Annotated in this window: 19 protein-coding genes; 3 read left to right on the top strand and 16 right to left on the bottom strand. The window is 60.6% G+C overall.

Annotation, left to right across the window (positions count from 1 at the left end):
- Positions 1–2: 2 nt before the first annotated feature.
- The 16 genes from ACOYXH_RS04295 to ACOYXH_RS04220 form a co-directional block, all read right to left on the bottom strand.
- On the bottom strand, positions 3–740 hold the full coding sequence (locus ACOYXH_RS04295) for a cephalosporin hydroxylase family protein (RefSeq protein WP_093439633.1): 738 nt from the start codon (positions 738–740) through the stop codon (positions 3–5).
- 17 nt (positions 741–757) lie between these two features.
- Positions 758–1828, bottom strand: a complete 1071-nt coding sequence (locus ACOYXH_RS04290) for a class I SAM-dependent methyltransferase (protein WP_095050165.1) — start codon at positions 1826–1828, stop codon at positions 758–760.
- Complete coding sequence (locus ACOYXH_RS04285) at positions 1825–2676, bottom strand: NAD-dependent epimerase/dehydratase family protein (RefSeq protein ID WP_095050164.1); 852 nt, start codon at positions 2674–2676, stop codon at positions 1825–1827. Before ACOYXH_RS04285 ends, ACOYXH_RS04290 begins: the two co-directional genes overlap by 4 nt.
- A complete protein-coding gene (locus tag ACOYXH_RS04280; protein WP_320414040.1) occupies positions 2673–3899 on the bottom strand; it encodes a class I SAM-dependent methyltransferase in 1227 nt (408 codons plus the stop codon). Before ACOYXH_RS04280 ends, ACOYXH_RS04285 begins: the two co-directional genes overlap by 4 nt.
- Positions 3896–4456, bottom strand: coding sequence for a dTDP-4-dehydrorhamnose 3,5-epimerase (gene rfbC / locus ACOYXH_RS04275; RefSeq protein WP_095050162.1), 561 nt, complete (start codon positions 4454–4456; stop codon positions 3896–3898). Before rfbC ends, ACOYXH_RS04280 begins: the two co-directional genes overlap by 4 nt.
- Entirely contained in the window at positions 4453–5535 is a 1083-nt protein-coding gene (rfbG, locus tag ACOYXH_RS04270; protein WP_095050161.1) for a CDP-glucose 4,6-dehydratase, read from the bottom strand. Before rfbG ends, rfbC begins: the two co-directional genes overlap by 4 nt.
- On the bottom strand, positions 5517–6290 hold the full coding sequence (gene rfbF, locus ACOYXH_RS04265; protein ID WP_093439605.1) for a glucose-1-phosphate cytidylyltransferase: 774 nt from the start codon (positions 6288–6290) through the stop codon (positions 5517–5519). The genes rfbG and rfbF overlap by 19 nt, the downstream gene beginning before the upstream one ends.
- A gap of 1053 nt (positions 6291–7343) precedes the next feature.
- Complete coding sequence (locus tag ACOYXH_RS04260) at positions 7344–10937, bottom strand: glycosyltransferase (RefSeq protein ID WP_460410279.1); 3594 nt, start codon at positions 10935–10937, stop codon at positions 7344–7346.
- Positions 10938–11045: 108 nt separating this feature from the next.
- Positions 11046–12614 (bottom strand): flagellar hook-associated protein 3, encoded by a 1569-nt coding sequence (locus ACOYXH_RS04255; RefSeq protein WP_095050159.1) that lies wholly within the window; start codon positions 12612–12614, stop codon positions 11046–11048.
- 13 nt (positions 12615–12627) lie between these two features.
- Complete coding sequence (flgK, locus tag ACOYXH_RS04250) at positions 12628–14673, bottom strand: flagellar hook-associated protein FlgK (protein WP_095050158.1); 2046 nt, start codon at positions 14671–14673, stop codon at positions 12628–12630.
- Between the two features lie 24 nt (positions 14674–14697).
- Positions 14698–15990, bottom strand: coding sequence for a flagellar assembly peptidoglycan hydrolase FlgJ (flgJ, locus tag ACOYXH_RS04245; RefSeq protein WP_460410278.1), 1293 nt, complete (start codon positions 15988–15990; stop codon positions 14698–14700).
- A gap of 11 nt (positions 15991–16001) precedes the next feature.
- Positions 16002–17090 carry a flagellar basal body P-ring protein FlgI gene (locus ACOYXH_RS04240; protein WP_176091703.1) on the bottom strand — a complete coding sequence of 363 codons (1089 nt, stop codon included), beginning with the start codon at positions 17088–17090 and terminating at the stop codon, positions 16002–16004.
- Positions 17091–17117: 27 nt separating this feature from the next.
- Positions 17118–17813 (bottom strand): flagellar basal body L-ring protein FlgH, encoded by a 696-nt coding sequence (gene flgH / locus ACOYXH_RS04235; protein WP_038363773.1) that lies wholly within the window; start codon positions 17811–17813, stop codon positions 17118–17120.
- 52 nt (positions 17814–17865) lie between these two features.
- Positions 17866–18651, bottom strand: a complete 786-nt coding sequence (flgG, locus tag ACOYXH_RS04230) for a flagellar basal-body rod protein FlgG (protein WP_095050156.1) — start codon at positions 18649–18651, stop codon at positions 17866–17868.
- 45 nt (positions 18652–18696) lie between these two features.
- Positions 18697–19437, bottom strand: coding sequence for a flagellar basal body rod protein FlgF (locus ACOYXH_RS04225; protein ID WP_093439577.1), 741 nt, complete (start codon positions 19435–19437; stop codon positions 18697–18699).
- A 224-nt stretch (positions 19438–19661) separates the two neighbouring features.
- Positions 19662–21227, bottom strand: a complete 1566-nt coding sequence (locus ACOYXH_RS04220) for a sigma-54-dependent transcriptional regulator (RefSeq protein WP_095050155.1) — start codon at positions 21225–21227, stop codon at positions 19662–19664.
- Between the two features lie 374 nt (positions 21228–21601).
- Here ACOYXH_RS04220 and phhA point away from each other — a divergent pair, with 374 nt between their 5' ends.
- The 3 genes from phhA to ACOYXH_RS04205 all read left to right on the top strand — a co-directional run bounded on the left by phhA (position 21602) and on the right by ACOYXH_RS04205 (position 24059).
- Positions 21602–22393, top strand: coding sequence for a phenylalanine 4-monooxygenase (gene phhA / locus ACOYXH_RS04215; RefSeq protein WP_007965510.1), 792 nt, complete (start codon positions 21602–21604; stop codon positions 22391–22393).
- 116 nt (positions 22394–22509) lie between these two features.
- Positions 22510–22866 carry a 4a-hydroxytetrahydrobiopterin dehydratase gene (locus ACOYXH_RS04210; protein WP_003222798.1) on the top strand — a complete coding sequence of 119 codons (357 nt, stop codon included), beginning with the start codon at positions 22510–22512 and terminating at the stop codon, positions 22864–22866.
- Positions 22866–24059: an amino acid aminotransferase gene (locus tag ACOYXH_RS04205; RefSeq protein ID WP_460410277.1), complete on the top strand. Its 1194-nt coding sequence runs from the start codon at positions 22866–22868 to the stop codon at positions 24057–24059. The genes ACOYXH_RS04210 and ACOYXH_RS04205 overlap by 1 nt, the downstream gene beginning before the upstream one ends.
- Positions 24060–24094 lie beyond the last annotated feature (35 nt).

Genomic DNA, 24094 nt, shown 5'->3' with positions numbered 1-24094 from the left:
AATTAACGGACGCGACGCAGATAGCCGTCCGGCGCCACGGTGATCAACAGCTTGTTCTGCAACTGCTGGTCGATCTCGAAATCCTGGTTCTCTTCCAGGTATTTCCACACGGCGGTTTTCGGGTTGTCGCCCGGGCCCCACGGACGATCCGGGAAGAAATCGGCCGGCATGTCTTCAACCACGGTGTCCATGACCACGCAGTAGCTGTCGACCGACACCAGCGGTGCGTACAGACGCAGCTCTTCCAGTACGTGATCGTGGGTGTGGTTGGAGTCCAGAACCAGAATGACTTTCTTGCCTTTGGCCGCCGCCTGCACCTGGGCAGCAATGCCGGCGTCGATGCTCGAGCCTTCGATCATCTTGATGCGCTTGGCCATCGGGTGGCTTTCGATCGCTTCGCGGTTGTGCGGGCGAATGTCGAGGTCGATGCCCAGCACTTCGCCGTGGCCCTGCAGCTCCAGCAACGAGGCGTAGTAGATAATCGAACCGCCGTGAGCGATGCCGCACTCGATGACCAGATCCGGTTTGACCTGCCAGATGATCTCCTGCATCGCCATCATGTCTTGTGGCAACTGGATGATCGGACGGCCCATCCACGAGAAGTGGTAGCTGTATTTGTGCTTGGCCGATTCGTTGAAGAAATCGCGGGCCAGGCCGGTCAGTTTCTGGTCGTCACCCTGCTGGGCAATCTGTTCCCGGCACTCGGCTTCGAAGGCTTGGTTGATGCTGTTGTCGGTCATTTTAATAATCTCAAGGGTCACTGAAACGAAGCGCTGTCGACGGCGTGATAGACGTAGCGTCCACCGGTCATCCGCTTGATCTCTTCGAGGTAATTGGAATTCATCACAAACAGGTTGGCGCCCTCGGGCAGCGCGTCCATGGCCTCTTGCGGCGAGGACACCCGCGCGCCGCTCAACGGCAGATAACGCCCCTGTTTGGCCGGGTTGATATCCACCACACGATCCACCGCCACACCGGCACGTTGCAGGAACAGCGAATAGATCACGCCTTTGGACGAAGCGCCCCAGATCGCCGAACCCTGCTCGGGGGCGGACTGAATGATCTGCACGGCGCGATCGAGGCTGGCGGTGAAGCCGTCAGGCAGGGCCAGGCGCGGCACCGGTTGATCCGGAGTCAGGCGCAAGGTCGACAGGTCGGCGACGATGTACAGGTATTGGCCACCGAACAGGTGACCGGCCTCGTGCACGGTGCCGAACATCCGGCGCAGGTCATCGAGACGGAAATAATTGACGTGCTCGTAGAACAGGTCGAACCAGGCTTTGTGCTCGAGGATCCAGTCAAAGCACGGCACTTCGATGTAGATCTGCCCGCCCTGATTGGCATTGGCGATTTCCACGAGGAAACTGACCGGATCCTGAATGTGCTCCAGCACATGGCGCAGGACGATGGCGTCCGCAGCCAGACCCAGGCCCCGAGTGAAAGGTGCCTTGATCACGTCGGCATTCTCGCCTTCGTACGCCGGATCAATGCCGGTGATCGAATAGCCGAGGCCCTTGAGCAATTCCAGGAAATAGCCTTTGCCACAGCCGACTTCGATCAGCTCCTGGCCCTTGAAGTGCTTGGCGATGATGCCTTCGACGTCACTCAAGTGCTTCTGGAACTGGCCGGAATGCGCCTGCTCGTTCTGGTAATCGGCGTCGTAGCTGAGCTTGTCGGCGTCGAACGCCGCGTTGAAGATCAGACCGCTGCGCTCGTCCTGCACCAACAGCATGTCGGCACTGGCCGAGGCCTGCGCCGACGCGGGATCGGCAAAGGTGCGGTTCTGCAGCACCGGCAGGTCGGTGACCCGGTACAACTCGTGCCTCATTGCGGCTCTCCCAATAACTGTTGCAAGCGCTCGGTCACCGCCCAGAACGCTAAGGGCTCGTGGGTCGGATACGGGTAGTGGCCGAGGTTCAGATTCAGTGTCGCGCCACGTTCGCACAGGCGTTGTTCAACCAATGAACGCACCGACACCGGTTGGCCGCTGGCGCAATTGATCACGCCGTCGAAGTCGTGTCGTTGCAGGATCGCGGCGAGGTAACCCGCAGCGTTTTCAATCGGCAGAAAATCACGCAACTGCTCGCCGGCCGACATGTTGAACGACGGCTCACCGGTATCGATCGCCCGGTCCAGTGCCGCCAACAGGCTGTTGGGGTTCTGCCCTTCGCCATGCAGATAGAACAAGCGCGCCCACTGCAACGTGAACGGCAGTTCCTGCTGCAGGTTTTGCAAAAACAGGTGCAGCGTGTGCTTGGCCAGACCGTAAGGGTTGCTCGGCTGCGGCGCGGAGCTTTCGCTGAGCGGGCCGCTTTGCATGCCGTATTCGAAACAGGTGCCGGTGACCAGCACCTGCTGCACGCCCGCCTCGACCGCGCTTTTGATAAAGCGGTAATCGGCCATCAGGTTGTGCTCGAAATGAAACAGCGCCCGATAGTTCGGCAAACCCGGCCAGGCCAGATGCGCCAGTGCATCGACACCTGCGGTCAACGCAGCGACATCGAGATCGGCGGCGTGAATATCCGCGCTCACAAACTCGACGTCGTTGATCCACGGCATGCCTTGCGCGGTTTCTGCGTTGCGCGCCACCGCCCGGACGTCACAGCCACGGGCCAGCAACGCCGCAACCAGATGGCGGCCGACAAAACCGGTAGCGCCGGTAACCAGTACCTTCACAGCACTTTCAACTCGGGCACGGCGATCACAAAGCGGCCGTCCCACTGACGCACTTGCGCCAGTTGCTGACTGACTTCGTGCAGCAGGTTCCACGGCAGCACCAGCACGTAGTCCGGTTTTTCGATGTCGATCTGCGCGGGCGCAACGATCGGAATGCGACTGCCCGGCAGGAATTTGCCCTGCTTGTGCGGGTTGGCATCAGCCACCCAGGCGAGCAGGTCCGGTTTGACCCCGGCGTAGTTGAGCAAGGTGTTGCCCTTGGCCGCCGCGCCGTAACCGACTACCCGCTTGCCGTCGGCCTTGGCCTGCAACAGAAAGCGCAGCAAGTCATGCTTGATGCGTTCAGCGGCAGGCGCGAGGGTTGTGTAGTACTCGGCGGTTTTCACCCCGGCCTCCAGCTCGGCCTGCAACTGTTGTTGCACCGCTGGCTGAACCGGGCGGCGCTGGCCGTCCTTGCGCTGGACGAACACGCGCAGCGAACCGCCGTGGGTGGTCAGTTGGCTGACGTCGAAGACTTCCAGACCATTGCGCTCGCACAGGGTCTGCACGGCGGTCAGCGACAGGTAGGAATAGTGTTCGTGATACAGCGTGTCGAACTGCGCGCCAGCCATCAGCGTCAGCAGTTGCGGGAATTCGAAGGTGGCGACGCCGGTCGGCTTGAGCAGCGTCGCGAAGCCTACAAGGAAATCGTTGATGTCCGGCACATGGGCGAGCACGTTGTTGGCCGCCATCAGGTCAGCGCCCCAACCTTCGCTTTTCAGTTGCGCAGCGGTGTCGCGACCGAAGAACAGCTCACGGATCTCCAGGCCTTTTTCGCGTGCCGCTTGTGCAGTGCTGCGCGTCGGTTCAACGCCCAGGCAGGCAATGCCGCGAGCGGCGACGTATTGCAGCAGGTAACCGTCGTTGGCGGCGACTTCAACCACACGGCTGTCGGCGGTCAGGCCGAAACGCTCGACCATCTCGGCGACATAGCGCTCGGCATGGGCCAGCCAGGTGCTGGAGAACGAACTGAAGTAGGCGTACTCGGCGTCGAACAGGCTATCGGCGCTGGTGTAATCCTCGGTCTGCACCAGCCAGCATTGCTGACACACCGCGACCTTCAACGGCACCCATTGCTCGGCCTGCTCCAGGCGATCAGCGTGGACGTAGGCGTTGGACGGTGGCGAGGTGCCGAGGTCGATCAGCGGCAGGCTCAGCGGTGCGGCGCACCCACGGCAGTTCATAGACGCACTCCAGCAAAGTGTTGATCGAGCGCGGGATGGCTGGAGTCACGCGCTGACAAATTATTGACAGGCAACGGCCAGGCAATCGCCAGCCGTGGATCATTCACCGACAGCCCGGCCTCGTGCTCCGGCGCGTAATCGGCGCTGTGCAGGTAAAGCAATTCGGCGTCTTCGGTGAGGGTCTGGAAACCGTGGGCGAACCCGGCCGGAATCAACAGGCTGCGGCCGTCGCCAGCCTTCAGATGCTCGGCGTGCCAGTGCAGAAAGGTCTCGGAGTCTGGGCGCAGATCCACCGCCACGTCCCACACTTCACCGCGCAGGCAAGTGATCAGTTTGGCTTCCGGGGCATTGGCATTCTGATAATGCAGACCACGCACACTGCCCTTTTCACGGGTGCAGGAATGGTTGATCTGACGGATATGGAACTCACTGCCGAACGCACTCAGGCTGCCTTCGCAGAACAGCCGGGCAAAGTGCCCGCGCTGATCTTCGAAGCGTTTGTGCTGGACGCTGAACAGTCCGGCCAGCGGCAATGCCTTCAGGGAGAATTCGCTCACAACGCGCCTCGGTAAAGGTTCAGTTGGCCGAGAGTGACGTTGCGCATGTCATCGCCGTTCTGCCACGCCAGATGCCAGTCGAGGGTCTGGGCCAGACATTGTTGCAAGGTCCAGCGCGGATGCCAGCCAAGTACTTGGCGTGCGCGGCTGCTGTCCAGACGCAGCAGGCCGGCCTCGTGCAGTTCGCTTTTTTCGATGCGCAAACCGCACGCCTGCGGCCAGCGGCTGGCGAGCAATTCGACCACTTCGCCGACACTGCACATGTCCGCTTCACCCGGGCCGAAGTTCCACGCCCCGGCGTATTCCGGGCCTTGTTCGTAGAGACCTGCGGCCAGTTGCAGGTAACCGGCCAGCGGCTCCAACGCGTGCTGCCACGGGCGCACGGCTTGCGGATAACGCAGGGTCACCGGTTCGTCGGCGCTCCACGCTTTGAGCACGTCAGGAATCAGGCGCTCAGGGGCAAAATCGCCGCCGCCCAGGACGTTGCCAGCGCGCGCGGTGGCCAGGGCCAGACCGTGCTCGGCGTACTTGTCCGCCGGGAAAAACGACGCGGCATAAGACTGTGCGAGCAATTCACAGCAAGCCTTGCTGCTGCTGTAAGGATCGTGGCCACCGAGGGCTTCGTCTTCGCGGTACGGCCACAGCCATTCCTTGTTGGCGTAGACCTTGTCGGTGGTCACCAGCACACAGGCGCGCACGCAGCCGACCTGACGAATCGCTTCGAGCAGGTTCAGCGTGCCCATGACGTTACTGGAGTACGTGCCGAGCGGATCGCGATAGCCTTCGCGCACCAATGGCTGAGCAGCCAGGTGCAGAACGATCTCAGGCTCGGTGTCGGCGATGATTTCCAGCAAGGCACCGAGATCCCGCAGATCACCGCGCTGATCGTTGATGCCCTCATGCACCCGCGCCAGTTCGAACAAGCTCGGCTCAGTCGACGGATCCAGGGAAAAGCCGCTGACTTGCGCGCCGAGGCTTTGCAGCCACAGGGTCAGCCAGCTGCCTTTGAAACCGGTGTGTCCGGTGACGAGGACGCGTTTGCCGCGCCAGAAATCCGCACTCAGGCCCATTGCTTCCATGGGGCCTCCCCGCTCTGCCACAACGCTTCGAGATGGTTCTTGTCGCGCAGGGTGTCCATCGGATGCCAGAAGCCTTCGTGCTCGAAGGCTTTCAACTGTTCGTCAGCGGCCAGACGCGCCAGCGGTTCGGCTTCCCAAGTGGTGGCGTCATCGGCGATGTATGGCAGCACTTTCGGCGAGAGCACGAAGAAGCCGCCATTGATCCAGCCACCGTCACCGCGAGGCTTTTCGGTGAAGCCCAGCACTTGATCGCCCTGACGCTCAAGCGCGCCGTAGCGGCCCGGCGGTTGCACGGCAGTGACGGTCGCGAGACGGCCGTGGCCTTTATGGAAATCGACGAGTTGCGCAATGTTGATATCAGAAACGCCGTCGCCATAGGTGAAGCAGAACGCCTCTTCATCCTTGAGGTAACGGCCGGCACGCAGCAGACGGCCACCGGTCATGGTTTCTTCGCCGGTGTCGATGAGCGTGACGCTCCACGGCTCGCTGTAATTCTGGTGCACGTCCATGCGGTTTTCACGCATGTTGAAGGTGACGTCAGAGGTGTGCAGGAAGTAGTTGGCGAAGAAGTCCTTGATCGCATAGCCCTTGTAGCCGAGGCAGATCACGAAGTCGTGAATTCCATGGGCGGAATACTGCTTCATGATGTGCCAGAGAATTGGCTTGCCGCCGATCTCGATCATTGGCTTGGGCTTGAGGTGCGACTCTTCACTGATGCGCGTGCCGAGGCCACCCGCCAAAATAACTGCCTTCATCGTCTCCCCTCTTGTTCTTCACCGGGCTGCGCATGGCTTTCTTGAGCTTTGCGGGCCGTCTGGCTAAACCTTTTGCCGCTCCGGGCGCCGCTGGAGTGACCGCGAGCGCTCGTTTTATGGCGATTTACAGGGGACTTGCAGGAAACGCGCCAGCTCCACAAGCCCCCTCACCCTAACCCTCTCCCAAAGGGAGAGGGGACTGACCGAGGTGTTTGGGAGAGCTACGCCGACGTGAAATACCGAGTCGAACTCAGGTTTTGAAAAGCACACAAATCGGCCCCTCTCCCCTCCAGAGGGAGAGGGGACTGACCGAGGAAATTGCGAGAAGTACGCCGACGTGCGATACCGAGTCGAACTCAGGTTTTGAAAAGCACACAAATCGGCACCTCTCCCTTCCAGAGGGAGAGGTGACTGACCGAGGTGTTTGGGAGAGCTACGCCGACGTGCGATACCGAGTCGAACTCAGGTTTTGAAAAGCACACAAATCGGCACCTCTCCCTTCCAGAGGGAGAGGGGACTGACCGAGGAAATTGCGAGAAGTACGCCGACGTGCGATACCGAGTCGAACTCAAACCTTGAAAAGCCCACAAATCGGCTCCCTCTCCCTCTCCCTCGGGAGAGGGCTGGGGTGAGGGGAAAACCCACCACAAATCCAAAGCCGACCACGCCCCGCTCCTCACCACTCAACAGGATGAGCGTTAGCTCGGCTGCAGCTCTTGATCTTGATCCACGAGCGACGTCGGAAGGCTGAGCGGAGGGATTGATCCGGGGGTGGGAGCGCAGCGACCGTTTGGCGAAGCCAAACACATCGAGAGGAGGTGCAGCGAAGCAAACCGTAGGCGATGCCCCCCGGATCGATCCCGGAGCGAAGGGACCCCGAGCTTTAGCGAGTGGGCCGCACGTAGGAGCAAGCCTTTTTGGTTACTTTTTCGGCGTCTGGAAAAAGTGACCCGCCGTAAGGGCGGAACCCTAATCAGCACCCCCCGCAGCAACGGATACACCCCCAAAACCCCAAGAGCCTGGTCGGCCCAAAGGCCGCCAAGCCCCGCTCGATCAATCCGCCAGCCAGCCGTATTCCCAGTAGCGCAAGTTATCGCCGCGCAACACGTAATCGCGCAACACCACCTCACGCAATTCATCACCCATGCGATAACTGGCATCAGGATCGGCCAGGTGCATACGGATCGCTTGCAGCCATTCATCCGTGCTGTTGGTCTTGATCCGCGTGCACGGCAAATAACCGCGATAGGCCTCGGTATCCGTGCAGATCACCGGGTAACCGCAGGCGCCGTATTCCAGCAGCCGCAAGTTGCTCTTGCAGTCGTTGAAGATATGGAACTCCAGCGGCGCCAACGCGAGATCGAGGTTGAGGCTGGCCAGTTTCGCCGGGTACACGTCCAGGCCGATGACGCCATGGAACTCATGCATGTACGGCCGCAGATCATCCGGGCACATGCCGAAAAACACCCAGTCGACTTCATTGGCCAGTTCACGAACAACCTCGGCGATCACCGCCAGATCACCGTGGTGACTGGTGCCGCCGCCCCAGCCGACCCGCGGTTTCTTCGAGGTCCGACGCTGGCTGCGCAGGTGGCCCCACAAGTCCTTGGCCAACATGTTAGGGACGACACGAATGTCGTGGTGCATGTCCGACAGCACGTTGGCCAGTGGTGCGGTGGATACGACCGCACGATCACACAGCCCGATCGCGCGGCGCACCATGCGCTCCATGTCCTGCTTGCTCGGCATGTTGCGTATGTGCGCATTGCGGTGGGGAACATCAATGACGTAGTCGTCGAGTTCGAAGATCCGTCGAGCGTTGAAGTACTTTTTCAGCGGTGGGATTTCATCGATGGCGTGCTCCGAGTAGCGCCCTTGCAGAACGATCACATCAGGCGACTGACGTTCGATATCGATGATCGACGGCAAGCCGTAGCAAATACGCCCTTCCGCCCTATTGGCCGCTTCCAGCTCGATCATCGGCTGGCTCATGCGGTAATGGCCGATGGCCGAAGCGTTGATCGGCACCACCAGCAGATTGGGCAACTGCGCCTTGGAGAATGCACTCCACCCCGTGCGCAGTCCCGGCTCCAGACTGAAGTTGGTGGCGCCCACGCCCTGCAACGTCAGGTTGACGTTGTAGGCCGGATCGCGCGCCACCAGCGGCAGCCAGCGCTGGTAAAACGTGTCCCTCTCCTCGGCGTGCTGCGCTTCTTCCTCCGGTGTCGCCATCGCATTTGGCCGCGCACCCACAGCCAGGATCGCATTAGGGTTCAACACCACCAGATAACCGTCGCGGCCAACGCGCAGACACAGGTCCACGACATTGAGCGTTTGTTTGAGGTCCTGCTCGTCCAGCCCGCCGGCAGCTTCGAACACCGACTTGCGAATCATCAGGCAATCACTGCCGACGGCACTCAGGTCATGCACCGCCTGCAGGCGATGCATGTACCCTTCCGACTGCATCGGCTGGCCATAGAACGGCAACCCGACCGGCCCGTTCAAGCCAAGAATCAGGCCGGCGTGCAGCACGCCGCCGTCCGGATTGAACAGCTTGGCGCCAACCACCCCGACTTCCGGGCGTTGCGCATGATTGAGCAGTTCGTCGAGCCAGTCGTTCCGGGTGATCACCGCAAAGGCGTTGAGCATCAACACATACTCACCGCGCGCCTGGCTGACGGCATAGTTGTGCACCGCTGCCGCGTTACCCTTTTGCGGGTAGCTCAGCACGCGAATCCGCTCGCTGCCCAGTTGCGCCATACCGTCCAGCCAAGCCAACGCTTCAGCGCTTTCGCTGCCGTTATCGACCAAGAGCAATTCGTACTCGGTGTAGTCGGTCTTTTCCAGCAATGTCTCGACGCAGCGTTGCAAGGCAGCCGTCTGGTCCTGCGTGACAATGACCACCGACACCAATGGGCGCCGGGCATGGTGATAGTCGACACGATTGAGCAGCCCGCCGTTACGGTCGCGAATGTCGTGAGCGATGCCAAGGCGTTGCAGATGCGCTTCGAGGATTCGCGGACTTTGCTGCGCAACGCCAGGATCAGTGAGCCATTGCGACAGATCGAATTTCGACTCCAGCAACACTTCAGCAATGTGCCCGACCACTTGCAGGCCATCGCTTTCAACCATGCGCCAAAGCACATCGTGGGGCGCGAGTTCGGCGAACGTCGAGGTAAAACCACCAAGCGCCAGGAACCGTTCGCGCTGGAACGCCAGCGCTCGCCCGACGTAAGGGTAGCTGCGCATGAGGTCGAGGTTGAAATCCGGCTTGAACGCAGGCTCGGCCGACTCACCATCGCGCAGACTGCCTTCGTCGCTGTACAGGCATGTCAATGAGCTTGCGTGCGCAATGCGATCGGCCATCACCAACAATGCTGGCGCCACCGGGCAGTCACCTGGCTGCAACAGATAAAACCAGTCGGCGCCTTCCAGTTGCGGCAGCAGAGCGTTGATCTGCTCCAGGCCGTCACCCTGCAACGGCATGTGGAACACCCGATCGTCCAGCTTCGCCTCGCTGCAAGCCGTGGACAGAACCAGAACCAGCTCCGGCGGGTAATCCTGAGCGGCGAGTGCCTCAAGGGTGCGCTCCAGGCCATCGCGACTGCCTTGGGCATCAATGATGATCGGCACGATGCGCGGTCGGTGCGGCCAGCCAGCGAGGGTTTCCGGCAGCCATTGGCGCTGCGCCTCGGTCAACACCCGAACCGCCAGCCATTGTGCATAGAGTTCGCCAAAACTGAAGCTGTCGACTCCGACCCCCAGCTCCTGACGGCTCTGCTTGGTGCCGAGGGTACGGCTCAGCGGCAGCTCCTGCCAGACCCGAGGCGACTCATCGGCCTTGGTCAACGGCACATAACGAACCCAGCCCGGCGCCGGCGCCGACTCGCCGCTGCGGACCTTGAGCATTTGCGAGATCCACTCGCGCTCGATCTCGGCCGCGTCTTTCATCGGTTGCTGCGCGCTCAGACGCTCGGGGTAGAGACGCTCGGCACTCAGTACGTTGTTGGAGACCACCAGATTGCCGCGCCGCAACAGACAGACGTACAAGGCAAAATCCAGCGTCGCAACGAAGCAGGCCCCCTCCTCGGTCAAGGCTGGCAAAAGCTCCACAACGTCGCTACGGCGAAACAGCGCACTACTGAATCCACCCAGTACGTTGACCGGGAATTTTTCAAAGATGCTCAGTACATCGTCGCCTTTGAGCAAACCACTGGCCGGCGACAATGAGCTGTTTTCCAGACGTGCGGGCAGGATGATGTCGTTGGCATCCCACAACAACCGTTGCGCTACCACCAGACTGACTTCGTCACGCCGCAGCTCGTGGGCTTGCTGTTCGATACAGGCCGAATACAGCAGGTCATCATCACACAGGAATTTGATGAACTCGCCCCGGGCTTGCTCAAGGCAGGCCTTCAGGTTACCGACCAGCCCCAGCGTTCGAGGGTTGCGCACGTAACGCACGGCAAAGCCGGTCTGCTCCGTCACCCGCATAACGATGTCTTCAATCTCGTCGCCACGATTGTCATCGCACACGATGATTTCAAGATTGGCGTAATTCTGGCTGACAGCGCTGTTCAGCGTCCGCTCGAAAAAGCGCGGATTGAAGGCGGGAATGACAAGACTGACAAGAGGGAGTGAATTCACGGCGGGCTCACAGGCGATACGAGCCCGCTCGGAAAAGCGAGCCCTTGATACCGCTAAAAAACATGACTGAGTGGCAGGGTAAACGGGCGCTTACGCGCCCGTTGAGGATCAGATCTTGTTGAACAGACCCAACTGGCTGATCTTGCTGAACGCAAGCTGCGAAGCTTGCAGCATGGTCTGCTGCAGGGTCAGTCGCGTCATCACTTCAGCCGGATCCGAATCGCGAATGGAACCTTGCGTGGTGGTATTCGCGGTGCTCAGACTGTCATTGGTGGTGGCTTGCATTTCCAGCGCCTGACCACGGGCACCAATCTCGGTCACCGCGGTGCCGATCTGATTGTTGGCCGCGTCGATGTTGCCGAGGCCCGCCTCCATGGCGCCCTGGAATTTCTGCTTGGCCACCGGATCACCATCGATCGGTGTATTCAGAGCAGTAATCATCTGACCGAGGGTGTCGAGCACGTTCTGGGTCTGGTGATCGTTTGGGCGGATCGAGAACTGATCACCCGCTGCCGGTGCGCTGCCCAGAGCAAAGGTCACGCCTGCCGCCGTGGCGTTGCTACCGGCCACAGTGCCCGAGGACACCGGTTTGCTGTCCGCAGTCACCGGCGCAGCATACAGATCGAATGCGGTGGCGCTGGTGAACTTGAGAACGGCGCCGCCCTGCGGGAATGCCGCAGTGTACGCCGCCTGGTCAGTGATGCTCGAACCGGTAATCACGGCGGTCGACGGGTTACCCGGGCTGCGCGTGGTAGTGAACGAGTCAGGCGCGGTGGACAACTGGAAGCTGTGGCCGGCAATGACCGCGTCAGGGTTGGTATCACCAGCCTTCAGGTTGATGTTCAGCTTCATGTCGACGCCACGGAAGCTGACCGTCTGGTTGGCACCGCTGCTGTTGCTGACCAAACCGTTCTGGCTCGCCTCAGCCGTCACGTCGTTGCCAAGGGCATCGGTGATTTTCAGTTGGGTGCTGCTGAGGAAGCTGACGGTATACGGCTGGCCAGCGGTGAACTTGGAGTTGTAAGTGGCTACGGTACCGATCGTGCCGTTGGACAGTACGACGCGACCGTCATCCACTGCCGGTGCGGTCATGGCGACGTTGGTACGCGCGGTATTGATGGTCTGCTGGAAAGCAGCCCAACCGGTGGTGTTGGTGCCGATCGTCATGCCATCGCCGATGCCCAGATTGATCGTGGTCTGGTCACCGTTGTAGCTGTAGGTGCCGTCGGCATTCTGCGAATACGGCGCGGTGTCAGTCTTCGAACCAGAGAACAGGTAGTTGCCGCTGGCATCCTTGGCGTTCATCAGACCCAGCACTTGTTGTTGGATCTGGCCCATTTCCGAAGCGTAAGCCTGGCGGTCCTTGTCGGTGGCCGTGCCATTGTTGGCGGCCAGGGCGAGTTCCTTGGCGCGGGCCAACGCGGTGGTGATCGAGTCCAGCGTGGATTCCTGCACGGTCAATGCACTTTTGGTGCTGTCGACGTTGGTCTTGTACTGATCGAGCATCGCGGCCTGCTGGCCCAGTTGCAGCAAGCGCCCGGCACCGATCGGATCATCGGCGGCGGTATTGATGCGCTGCAGGCTGCTCGCCTCGCTGGCGGTGGCGACGGCCTTGTTGAAGTTACGCTGATAGTCCGACGCTTGCGTGCCGTAATACTGGGCGGTGGAAATGCGCATGAATTACGACTCCTTAAAGGCTGTTGATCAGCGTGGCGAAAGTTTCCTGCGCAGCTTTGATGATCTGCGAAGACGCTGTGTAGTACTGCTGATATTTGACCAGGTTGCCGGTTTCTTCATCCAAGTTGACCCCGGACAGCGAATCGCGCGCGCCTTTGGCGTTATCCAGAATCGCCGAGGTCGCGGCGCTGTCGGACTTGCCTTGGGCGGTTTTGGTACCGACGTTGGTCACCAGCTTGTTGTAGGCGTCAGTCAGGCTGATGCCCTTGCTCGCCGAACCGGTATCGACGGTCTGCGCCGTTTGCAGGGCGACCAGCGATTGCGCGTTGCGGTTGTCCGAAGACGCCGCACCGGTGAGATTCATGGTGAAGGTTTCGCCGGACTTCGGCGTGCCGCCAACGGTGGTCTGTACGGAGAATGTCTTCTGCACGTTCGGCGTAACACTGGTGTCCATCACCGGGTTGCCGCTGGCATCGACGATGCCGACTTTCAGGTCCAGCGTGTTCGATTGACCGGGAACGATAGTGCCGCTGCTGATGAGGCCGCCCTTGGCATCCACAAAGGTGTAGGACTGGCTGCCCCCGGTGACCGCACCGAACACCAGCTTGACCGGCGTCGAGTTCTTCAGCGCCGCCTGCATGTCAGCCTGGGCAGTCGGGTTGTAGATATCGATTTTGCTGTTGAGCGTCGGCTGGGTGAAAGTGCCCAGACCGTTGGCGCTGGCTACACCGGTCAACGGACCGGCCGCAGCGATTTTCTTCGGATCGGTGAGCACTGTCTGGATGCTCGCCGCCGCATTGCGGGTCGGCGTGACTTTGAAGCTGTCACCGGCGCTCAACGCACCACCCTTGAGAGCAAGGGTAAAACCGTCGATCACAGGCGGCGGATTGGTCGTGGTACTGAAGGCGCCCATATCGGTGCCATCGGAACGCTTGACGGTGTAGTCAGTGGCGCTGGTGAACGTCACTTGATAATCGCTGGTGGTCAGCTTGCCGGTGTCCTTGATGGTGACATCGAGGTTACCCGAACCGGTGCTGTTGCCCGACTGCGCGATGCTGCGCGAACTGATCAGCGCGGCACTGTTGATGTTGTTGAAAATGGCCGCGCCGAAGTCACCGTTCTTGTCGATGCCCTGGGCTTGCTGACTGTTGACCTGATCAGCGATCACCAGCGCCACGCGGCCCAGCTCGTTGAGCGACGGGTCGAGGACTTCTTTGCGGTAAGTCAACAGGCCGCCGATTTCACCGCCGCTCATCGCCGAGGTGATGTCGATGGTGCTCGAACCGCGATCCATCTGGATGGCCATGCGCGACGGGTCGTCTTTGCTCGCGACCATGCTCAGCGTGTTGGTGGTGTTGCCGATCACCAGAGGCTGACCGCTGCCGATGTAAACGTCGAAACTGGTGCCACGCTCGACGACCTGTGCACCCGTCAGTTCGGAGAGCTGGCGCACGGCTTCGTTGCGGCTGTCGAGCAGATCGTTCGGCGCACCGCCACTGGTGGAGATCTCGCCGATTTTCTGGTTCAGGTTGGCAATCGAGGTGGCCAGTTTGTTCACCTGGGCCGTCATGTCGCCAAGGCTGCCGTTGATGGTGGTGTTCTGGTCGTTGAGCTGTTTGGCGATGGTATTGAAGCGACTGGTCAGCGCCTGCGCACCGGTCAGCACCGATTGGCGGGAGGTGTCATCGGTCGCCGACGTCGAAACGCCCTGCATCGTGGTGAAGAACTTCTGCAGCACACCGGTCAGGCCGGTGTTGGTGTCCGACAGCATCGAGTCCAGCGGTGTGGCCTGCGCCAGGTAAGCAGCCGATTCGCTGTCGAGCGAAGTAGCGGTGTGCAGCTGGCTTTCCAGGTACGAGTTGTACACCCGGCGCACGTCGGCCAGGGTCGTGCCCGTACCGATGAACACGGTGCCGAACTGCTGCGAGGATTTGGTGCCCTGCACGGTTTGCTGACGTGAATAACCGGCGGTGTCGACGTTGGCAATGTTGTTGCCTGTCGTAGCCAAAGAGGACTGGCTGGCCGACAGTCCCGACATCCCGATATTGAGCAAACTCATGGTTCAGACCTTATACCTTGTGCCTTATAAAGGCGTGGTGGATACACCCGCCGCAGCGTAGTTTTGGAAACTGTTCATCTGCTTGGCAATCTGCGAAATCTTGCTTGCGTAGTTAGGGTCGGTGGCGTAACCGGCCTTTTGCAACTCGCGTACAAACTGTTCTGGGTTATCGGCAGACTTCACGACATCTTGATAGCGATTATTGCTCTGCAGCAAAGTCACCAGATCATGGAAGCTGTCCTTGTACGAGGCGTAGGAACGGAACTCGGCCGTCTCCTTGACCATCTCGCCATTGCGAAACTCGCTGGTGATCGCCCGGGCCGAATCGCCCTTCCAGTTGCTGCTCGCCTTGATGCCGAACAGGTTGTGGCTGCTACTGCCATCCTGGGCACGCATGACCGACTTGCCCCAACCGGTTTCCAGCGCCGCCTGCGCCACCAGATAACGCGGATCGACGCCGATGCGGTCGGCCGCTTCCTTGGCCATCGGCAGCATGGTGTTGACGAATTCGTCGGCGGAACTGAAAGCTTTCTTCGCCGGCGCCAGTGGAATCTGCGCCATGGCGCGACCGTAGACCTGCATCTGTCCGCCCGAAGCTTTTTCGCCCTCGGCGCGGGCCAGCCAATCGCCGTTGTACAGCGGGCCGGCGCCAGTGGTGGCAGCGGTTGTCGCACGCTGCGGCAATGCCGTTGCCGCTGCCGGCGTGGCTGACGGCACCAGCCCGGCGAGCAAACGATCGGCCAGTTTTGGTGGCAAAGCCAGGCGACGCTGATTGATCAGTTCCATATCGTTGCGATGAGCCAGTTGCGTGTTCGGCGCATTCACCGAACGCGACGCCCACAGCGGTCGCTCGCCATTGAGCCGCGACAACGGGCCATTGGTGGCAACGGTGCCGGCGGCAATCGGCGTAGCCACGGCAGCAGCTTTCACCTTGGCTTCTTCCTGCTTGGCGGCGGACGCGGCAGCGGCCTCGCCCGGCGCCAGCGGTTTGTTCTTCGACATCTGGCGCATCAGCACGTCGGCCAGACCGATACCACCGCCCTCGCGGGACATGGAAACGGCCAGTTGCTGGTCGTACATTTCCTGATACTGCTTGGCCGCCGGCGTGTTCAGCGGATTGTCTTCACCCAAGGCGTTGGTCGCCGAGCGCATCGACTTGAGCATCTCGCCAAGGAACAGCGATTCGAATTCCTGCGCCACCTTGCGCAGGTTTGCATCGCTGTTCTTGTCGCCGACCTTGAGCTGGTTCAGGCGATTGAGGTCCGAGTAGGAACCCGAATCGCTGCTGCTGACCAGACCGCTTTTGCGCATATCCATAAGGGTCGGCCTCAGATCACGATCAGGTCGGCTTGCAACGCGCCGGCCTGCTTCAAGGCTTCGAGGATCGCCATCAAGTCACCCGGCGCCGCGCCGACCTGGTTCACCGCACGAACGATTTCGTCGAGGGTGGTGCCCGGACCGAACTTGAACATCGGTTTGGCTTCCTGCTCGGCATTCACCCGCGAGCGCGGCACGACAGCGGTCTGGCCATTGGACAGAGGGCCGGGCTGGCTGACAATCGGGTCTTCGGTGATGGTCACGGTCAGGCTGCCGTGGGTCACGGCGGCTGGCGACACTTTCACGTTCTGGCCAATGACGATGGTGCCGGTACGCGAGTTGATGATGACTTTCGCCACCGCCTGACCCGGGTCGACTTCGAGGTTTTCCAGGATCGACAGGTAGTCGACGCGCTGGCTCGGATCGAGCGGCGCAGTGACACGGATCGAACCGCCATCGATGGCTTGCGCAACGCCAGGGCCAAGCATGTCGTTGATCTTGTCGACGATGCGTTTGGCCGTGGTGAAGTCGGAACGGTTGAGGTTCAGCGTCAGGCTGTTGCCTTGGTTGAAACCGCTCGGCACCGAACGCTCCACAGAGGCACCGCCGGGGATACGACCGGCCGACGGAACGTTGACGGTGATCTTCGAACCGTCACGGCCTTCGGCGTCGAAGCCGCCGACCACCAGGTTGCCCTGAGCGACTGCGTAGACGTTGCCGTCGATACCCTTGAGCGGGGTCAGCAACAGCGTACCGCCACGCAAGCTCTTGGAGTTACCGATCGAGGACACGGTGATATCGACCTGCTGACCGGGTTTGGCGAACGCCGGCAAGTCGGCACTGATCGACACCGCCGCGACGTTTTTCAACTGCACGTTGCCCGATCCCGGCGGCACCTTGATGCCGAACTGCGAGAGCATGTTGTTGAAGGTCTGCAGGGTGAACGGGGTTTGCGTCGTCTGGTCGCCGGTGCCGTTAAGCCCGACCACCAGGCCGTAACCGATCAACTGGTTGGAACGCACGCCGGAAATGCTGGCGATATCTTTCAGCCGCTCGGCGTGGGCACCAAAGGCTGCGGACATCAGCGCCGCAGCCAGCATGAGGCTCTTGAAATTCAACGTAGCCACCTAGAAAGGGAACAGCGGGCTGAGGAAGAAACGGTCGAACCAGCCTGGCTGACTCGTATCGGCAAACGCGCCGGTACCCGAGTAGGTGATGCGTGCATCGGCGACCCGGGTCGACGACACAGTGTTGTCCGTGGCGATGTCATCGGCACGCACCAGGCCGGCGATGCGCACCAGTTCGTCACCGGTGTTCAGCGTCAGCCACTTCTCGCCACGCACGGCGATGATGCCGTTGGGCAGCACGTCAGCGACGGTCACGGTGATCGAACCGGTCAGGCTGTTGCTCTGCCCGGACTTGGCGTCGCCTTTGGTCGAACGGTCGGCGCTATAGCCGGCGTTCAGACTCAGGTCGTTGCCCCCAATCGGATTGTTAGTGGTCAGGCTGGAGCCGAACAATGAGGTCAGACCGACCTTGTTGTCACTGTTCTTGTCCATCTGCGAGTTGGCGTTCTTGCTCGCCTGCGTGCGCTCGTTCAGGGTGATGGTGATGATGTCACCGACCCGGAAAGCCTTGCGGTCGCTGTACAGGTTCTGCTCGAAGCCGGCCTGATAGATCGAGCCATTATTGGCGGCAGCCGGCAACGGCGTGCGCGGCAACACCGGGGCGTAGTAAGGGTCATTGGGCTTGGGCGTCGGAGCGACGCAGCCCGCGAGCGAGACGACCCCACTCAATGCCAGAACAGATACAAAGCGATTCATGACCCTACCTCACGGTGTTGCAGGCGACCTCATGGCCGCCTCATAGACTTGATTACAGATTCTGCGTTACGAACGAGAGCATCTGGTCAGCGGTGGAGATCACCTTGGAGTTCATCTCGTACGCGCGCTGAGTGGTGATCATGTTGACCATTTCTTCAACAGTGCTGACGTTGGAGGTTTCCAGGGTGTTCTGCAGGGTGGTACCGAAACCGGCCAGACCCGGAGTGCCGACTTGCGGCGCGCCGGAAGCGGCGGTTTCCAGGAACAGGTTGTTACCCACTGCTTGCAGACCGGCCGGGTTGATGAAGTCGGCGGTTTGCAGGTTGCCAATCACTTGCGCTGCCGGGTTACCGGCGATGGTCACCGACACAGTACCGTCACGGCCAACAGTGAAGGTCTGGGCGTCGTTCGGGATAACGATGGCAGGTTCCAGAGCGAAACCGCTGGCGTTGACGATCTGGCCGTTGGAATCGAGGTGGAAGGTACCGTCACGGGTGTAGGACGTGGTGCCGTCCGGCTGCAGGATCTGGAAGAAACCGCGACCGTCGATTGCCATGTCCAGCGGCTGCTCGGTGGTTTGCAGGCTGCCGGCGGTGAAGTTTTTCTGGGTGCCGACAATGCGCACACCGGTACCCAGTTGCAGACCCGACGGCAGTTCGCTGTCCTGAGTCGACTGAGCGCCCGGCTGACGCTTGATCTGGTAGAGCAAGTCCTGGAATTCGGCACGATCACGTTTGAAACCCGTGGTCGACACGTTCGCCAGGTTGTTGGAAATGGTGGTCAGGTTGGTGTCCTGGGCGGACAGACCGGTTTTGGCAACCCATAGAGCCGGAAGCATTCGATTCTCCTCGTGCGCCTGTTTTTCGGCGCGACGTTCTGATAATTAGCTGATCTGCAAGACCCGAGCCATGGCCTGGTCGTCGTCTTTGGCGGTGTTCATCATCTTGACGTGCAACTCGAACTGCTTGGCCAAGGCCAGCACCGAGGTCATCTCTTCAACGGCGTTGACGTTGCTCGACTCCAGGAAACCCGACACCAGTTTGACGTTGGCATCGGCCGGCGCAGGCTGGCCGTCCTTGGTATAGATCGAGCCGTCGAGGCCCTTGTTCATGTTCTTGATGTCCGGGTTGACCAGCTTGATCCGGTCGACCTCCGCCATGACGCGCGGGCCTTCGCCCATCGCTCGAATACTGATGGTGCCGTCTTCACCGACTTCGATCTGCTGCTCGGGCGGCACGGCGATCGGACCGCCATTGCCCATCACCGGCATACCGTTGCCGGCGCGCAATACGCCGAGGGCGTCGACGTTGAGGCTGCCGGTGCGCACGTAGCTTTCGCCGCCGTTCGGGTTCTGCACGGCGATCCAGCCATTGCCGGTGACGGCGACGTCGAGGTCACGACCGGTCTGCACCAGCGAGCCCGGGGTGAAGTCGGTGGCGGGCCGTTCGCTCATGGCAAACGCACGCGCCGGAAAGCTGTCACCGAACACCGGCATCGAACGCGCCTGCTCCAGGTCGCGCTGAAAACCGTTGGTGGAGATGTTCGCCAGGTTGTTGGCATGAGCCTTCTGCGCCAGTGCGTTCTGGCTGGCGCCGGTCATTGCCACATAAAGGTACTTGTCCACACTCTTTCCTCTGCATGCCGGACGTTTGCCGCCCACCGCTGTACTGCTGAGCCATAAGCAATTTGCAGACCAACTTTTTTCTGGCGCACAAAGGCCCGGCAAACAAAGGACTTGGGGGATGGCGAGGGGAAATTTGAAATGTATCGAAGTCGAAAAACCGGCGGTGTTATGCCGCTTGGCGGCAATCCCTCGAATGATCGTTCCCACGCTCTGCGTGGGAACGATCACGTGCTGCCCGACTCTTTGCCGACTTCGTATTCACGCAGCTTGTTGGCAATGGTGGTATGCGAAACCCCCAAACGCTTACCCAACTGCCGACTGCTCGGATGCTCGGAATACAACCGCTCCAGCACCGCTTTTTCGAATCGCCCGACAATCTCGTCCAACCCGCCTTCCAGCGAGAAATCGCCAAGCGGCTGACGCACGCCATAATCCGGCAGACGAATATGTTCGGCCTTCACCGTGCCGCCATCGCACAGCGAAACTGCCTGGAACAAAACGTTTTCCAACTGCCGCACGTTGCCCGGCCAATGGTAATGACTGAGGCGATCCATCGCCGCCGGCGCCAGTTTCGGCAGCGAGCAACCGATCTGCCGACTGGCCTGATCGAGAAAGTGCTCGACCAGCGGCGTCAGTCCGTCGAGGCATTCACGCAGCGGCGGGATGTGCAGCGAGAGCACGTTCAAGCGGTGGTACAAATCCTGACGAAACTCGCCGCGCGCGCACAGCTCCGACAAGTCGACCTGCGTCGCACAGATGACCCGCACATCCAGATAAACCTCTTCATCACTGCCGACCCGGCGGAAGCAACCGTCCTGCAAAAAGCGCAGCAACTTCACCTGAAGACGCGGGCTCATCTCACCGACACCGTCAAGAAACAGCGTGCCGCCCGCTGTCAATTCCAGCAGCCCGAGCTTGCCTTCAGCGCGTGCACCTTCGAACGCGCCCGGGCCATAACCGAACAACTCAGTCTCGGCCATCGACTCCGGCAGGCCTGCGCAGTTGAGCGCCATCAACGGCGACTGCCCACGCGGACTGGCGAGGTGACAGGCGCGCGCAAGCAATTCCTTGCCGGTACCGGTTTCGCCCTCAATTAATAGCGGAGCGTCGAGCGGCGCCATACGCCGCGCTTCACGCACCACGGCGGCCATCACTTTCGAGCTCTGGAAGATGCTGTCGAAGCCACGCAGCTCCTGCTTGCGCACGTTATAGATACGCTCGCCAACGCGGTCAGCGCGATGCAAGGTCAACACCGCACCGGCCATGGCCTCGCTGTCGTCGTGCTCCGATTGCAGCGGCGCGATGTCGGCCAGAAAGATGTCGCCCTTGACCTTGACCCGCATGCCGTTGATTCGCGATTTGTTGGCGCGCACCAACTCCGGCAAGTCGAAATCTTCGGCGTAACGCGACAGCGGAATACCCGGCACTTCATCGACCCGCACGCCGAGCAACTGCGCCGCCGCACGGTTGGCCGCCACGATCGAGCCACCCATGTCGATCGACAGCACCGGAAACTCCAGCGCACCGAGCAACGCGTTCAACTCCATGTGCCGTCGTTCGCTGGGCATCAGCCCAACCCGCTTGACGCCAAACACTCCGGCGATCGCCTCGAATTTCGGGCGCAACGCCTGGAACTGGATGTTGATCAGGTTCGGGCAATGCAGATAGATCGCGTTGCCATGCTCACCGCCGACCTCACCGCGCGCGACGTTGATCCCGTAGGCAACCAGCAGGTTGAGAATGTCGCGCAGGATGCCGATGCGGTTCTGGCAGTGGACTTTGATGCGCATATAAATCGCCCGAATAAACGATGAGAAACCTGTAGGAGTGAGCCTGCTCGCGATGGCTTTGGGTCAGTTGATATTGATGCTGACTGATGCACCGCTATCGCGAGCAGGCTCACTACTACAGGGGGACCGCACCAGACTTTTCTGTAGTGGCACGCAGATAGTTGTCAAGATTATGTGACAGCCACTAGGCTTTTCAAACCTGAAAATCACCGAAAATGCGCACCGGCGGTCAAAGCGTAACGATAACTTTACGAATTAAAGAGAAATTTCCCACGAGCAGGCCATTCAACCTGCTGCACATCAACTCGCTCTCAGGTAATTCTGAATCCATCGCTGGACATAACAAGAACGAATTCCCCTAGCAGGAGAGCAGTATGAAGCAGACGCAATACGTGGCCCGCGAGCCCGATGCGCAAGGTTTTATCGACTACCCCGCCGAAGAACATGCGGTGTGGAACACGCTGATCACTCGCCAGTTGAAAGTGATCGAAGGGCGTGCCTGCCAGGAATACCTGGACGGTATCGAAAAACTCGGTCTGCCCCACGACCGCATTCCGCAACTGGGCGAGATCAACAAGGTGCTCGGCGAGACCACCGGTTGGCAGGTCGCCCGCGTGCCAGCACTGATCCCCTTCCAGACCTTTTTTGAATTGCTGGCCAGCAAGCAATTTCCTGTGGCGACGTTCATTCGCACCCGCGAAGAACTGGACTATCTGCAAGAGCCGGACATTTTCCACGAGATCTTTGGTCACTGCCCGCTGCTGACCAACCCGTGGTTCGCCGAATTCACCCACACCTACGGCAAACTCGGTTTGCAGGCCACCAAGGAAGAACGTGTTTATCTGGCGCGCCTGTACTGGATGACCATCGAGTTCGGCCTGGTCGACACCCCGCAAGGCAAACGCATTTACGGTGGCGGCATCCTGTCCTCGCCAAAAGAAACCGTTTATTCGCTGTCGGACGAACCTGAGCATCAGGCGTTCGATCCGCTCGAAGCCATGCGCACGCCGTATCGCATCGACATCCTGCAACCGCTGTACTTTGTCCTGCCGAACCTCAAGCGTCTGTTCGACGTGGCCCATGAAGACATCATGGCCATGGTTCGCCAAGGCATGCAGCTGGGTCTGCACGCACCGAAGTTTCCGCCGAAACCGAAAGCCGCGTGAACCGCGACTTTTGCTGACAATTGAGCCTGTCCGTCGCCGCCACTTTGGTTTAGCGTGACGGCATTGACAGCTCAAACGTTTTAATAAAAAAAACACACTCGATTCAGGAATACACCATGTCCACTTTGAACCAAGCCCACTGCGAAGCCTGCCGCGCCGATGCGCCACAAGTCAGCGACGAAGAACTGCCGATCCTGATCAAGCAGATCCCTGACTGGAACATCGAAGTCCGCGACAGCATCATGCAGCTGGAGAAAGTTTTCCTGTTCAAGAATTTCAAGCACGCCCTGGCGTTCACCAACGCTGTCGGCGAGATCTCCGAGGCAGAAGGTCATCACCCGGGCCTGCTGACCGAATGGGGCAAAGTCACCGTGACCTGGTGGAGCCATTCGATCAAAGGCCTGCACCGCAACGACTTCATCATGGCTGCGCGCACTGACGAAGTGGCCAAGACCGCAGAAGGACGCAAGTAATGCACTTCGACGCCATCGGCCGGGTACCCGGCGACCCGATCCTCGGTTTGATGGAGGCGTATGCGCAGGACACCAACCCGCGCAAATTCGACCTGGGCGTTGGCGTCTACAAGGACGCTCAGGGCCTGACGCCAATCCCGGAGGCGGTGAAAATCGCCGAAGCGCGGCTGGTCGAAAGCCAAGACACCAAGACCTACATCGGTGGCCACGGCAACCCGCTGTTCGGCAAAGTCATCAATCAGTTGGTGCTCGGTGCCGACTCGAAGCTGATCGCCGCACAACGTGCCGGCGCCACCCAGACCCCGGGCGGCACTGGCGCCCTGCGCCTGGCCGCCGACTTCATCGCCCAATGCCTGCCGGGCAAAGGCGTGTGGTTGAGCAACCCGACCTGGCCGATCCACGAAACCATTTTCGCCACGGCCGGGGTCAAGGTCAGTCACTACCCGTACGTGGGCAGTGACAACCGCCTCGACGTCGATGCCATGCTTGCCGTGCTCAACCAAGTGCCAAACGGTGATGTGGTGCTGCTGCACGCGTGCTGCCACAACCCGACCGGTTTTGACTTGAGCCATGACGACTGGCAGCGCGTGCTCGATGTGGTGCGCAGCCGCAATCTGCTGCCGCTGATCGACTTTGCCTACCAGGGCTTTGGCGATGGTCTGGAACAGGATGCGTGGTCGACCCGGTTGTTCGCGGCCGAGGTGCCTGAGCTGCTGATTACCAGTTCCTGCTCGAAGAACTTCGGTCTGTACCGCGACCGCACCGGTGCGCTGATCGTCTGCGCGAAAAGCGCCGAAAAGCTCATCGACATCCGCAGCCAACTGGCCAACATCGCCCGCAATTTGTGGTCGACACCGCCCGATCATGGTGCTGCGGTGGTCGCGACCATCCTCGCCGATCCAGAGCTGAAAGCCCGTTGGGCCGATGAAGTGGAAGCCATGCGTTTGCGTATCGCGCAGTTGCGCAGCGGCCTGGTTGAAGCGCTGGAGCCGCATGGCCTGCGCGAGCGTTTCGCACACATTGGCGTACAACGCGGGATGTTCTCTTACACCGGACTGTCGCCGGAGCAAGTGAAGCAACTGCGCGAGCATCACAGCGTGTACATGGTCAGCTCGGGCCGGGCGAACGTCGCCGGCATCGACGCTACGCGCCTCGCCTTGTTGGCAGAAGCCATCGCCAGCGTCTGCAAATAATCCCTCCCATTGCTCGTTCCCACGCTCCGTGTGGG

This window comes from Pseudomonas sp. Mb7 (assembly GCF_054790525.1).
Note: the sequence above shows the minus strand (reverse complement) of the source record. Positions and strands in the feature narration are given on the sequence as shown.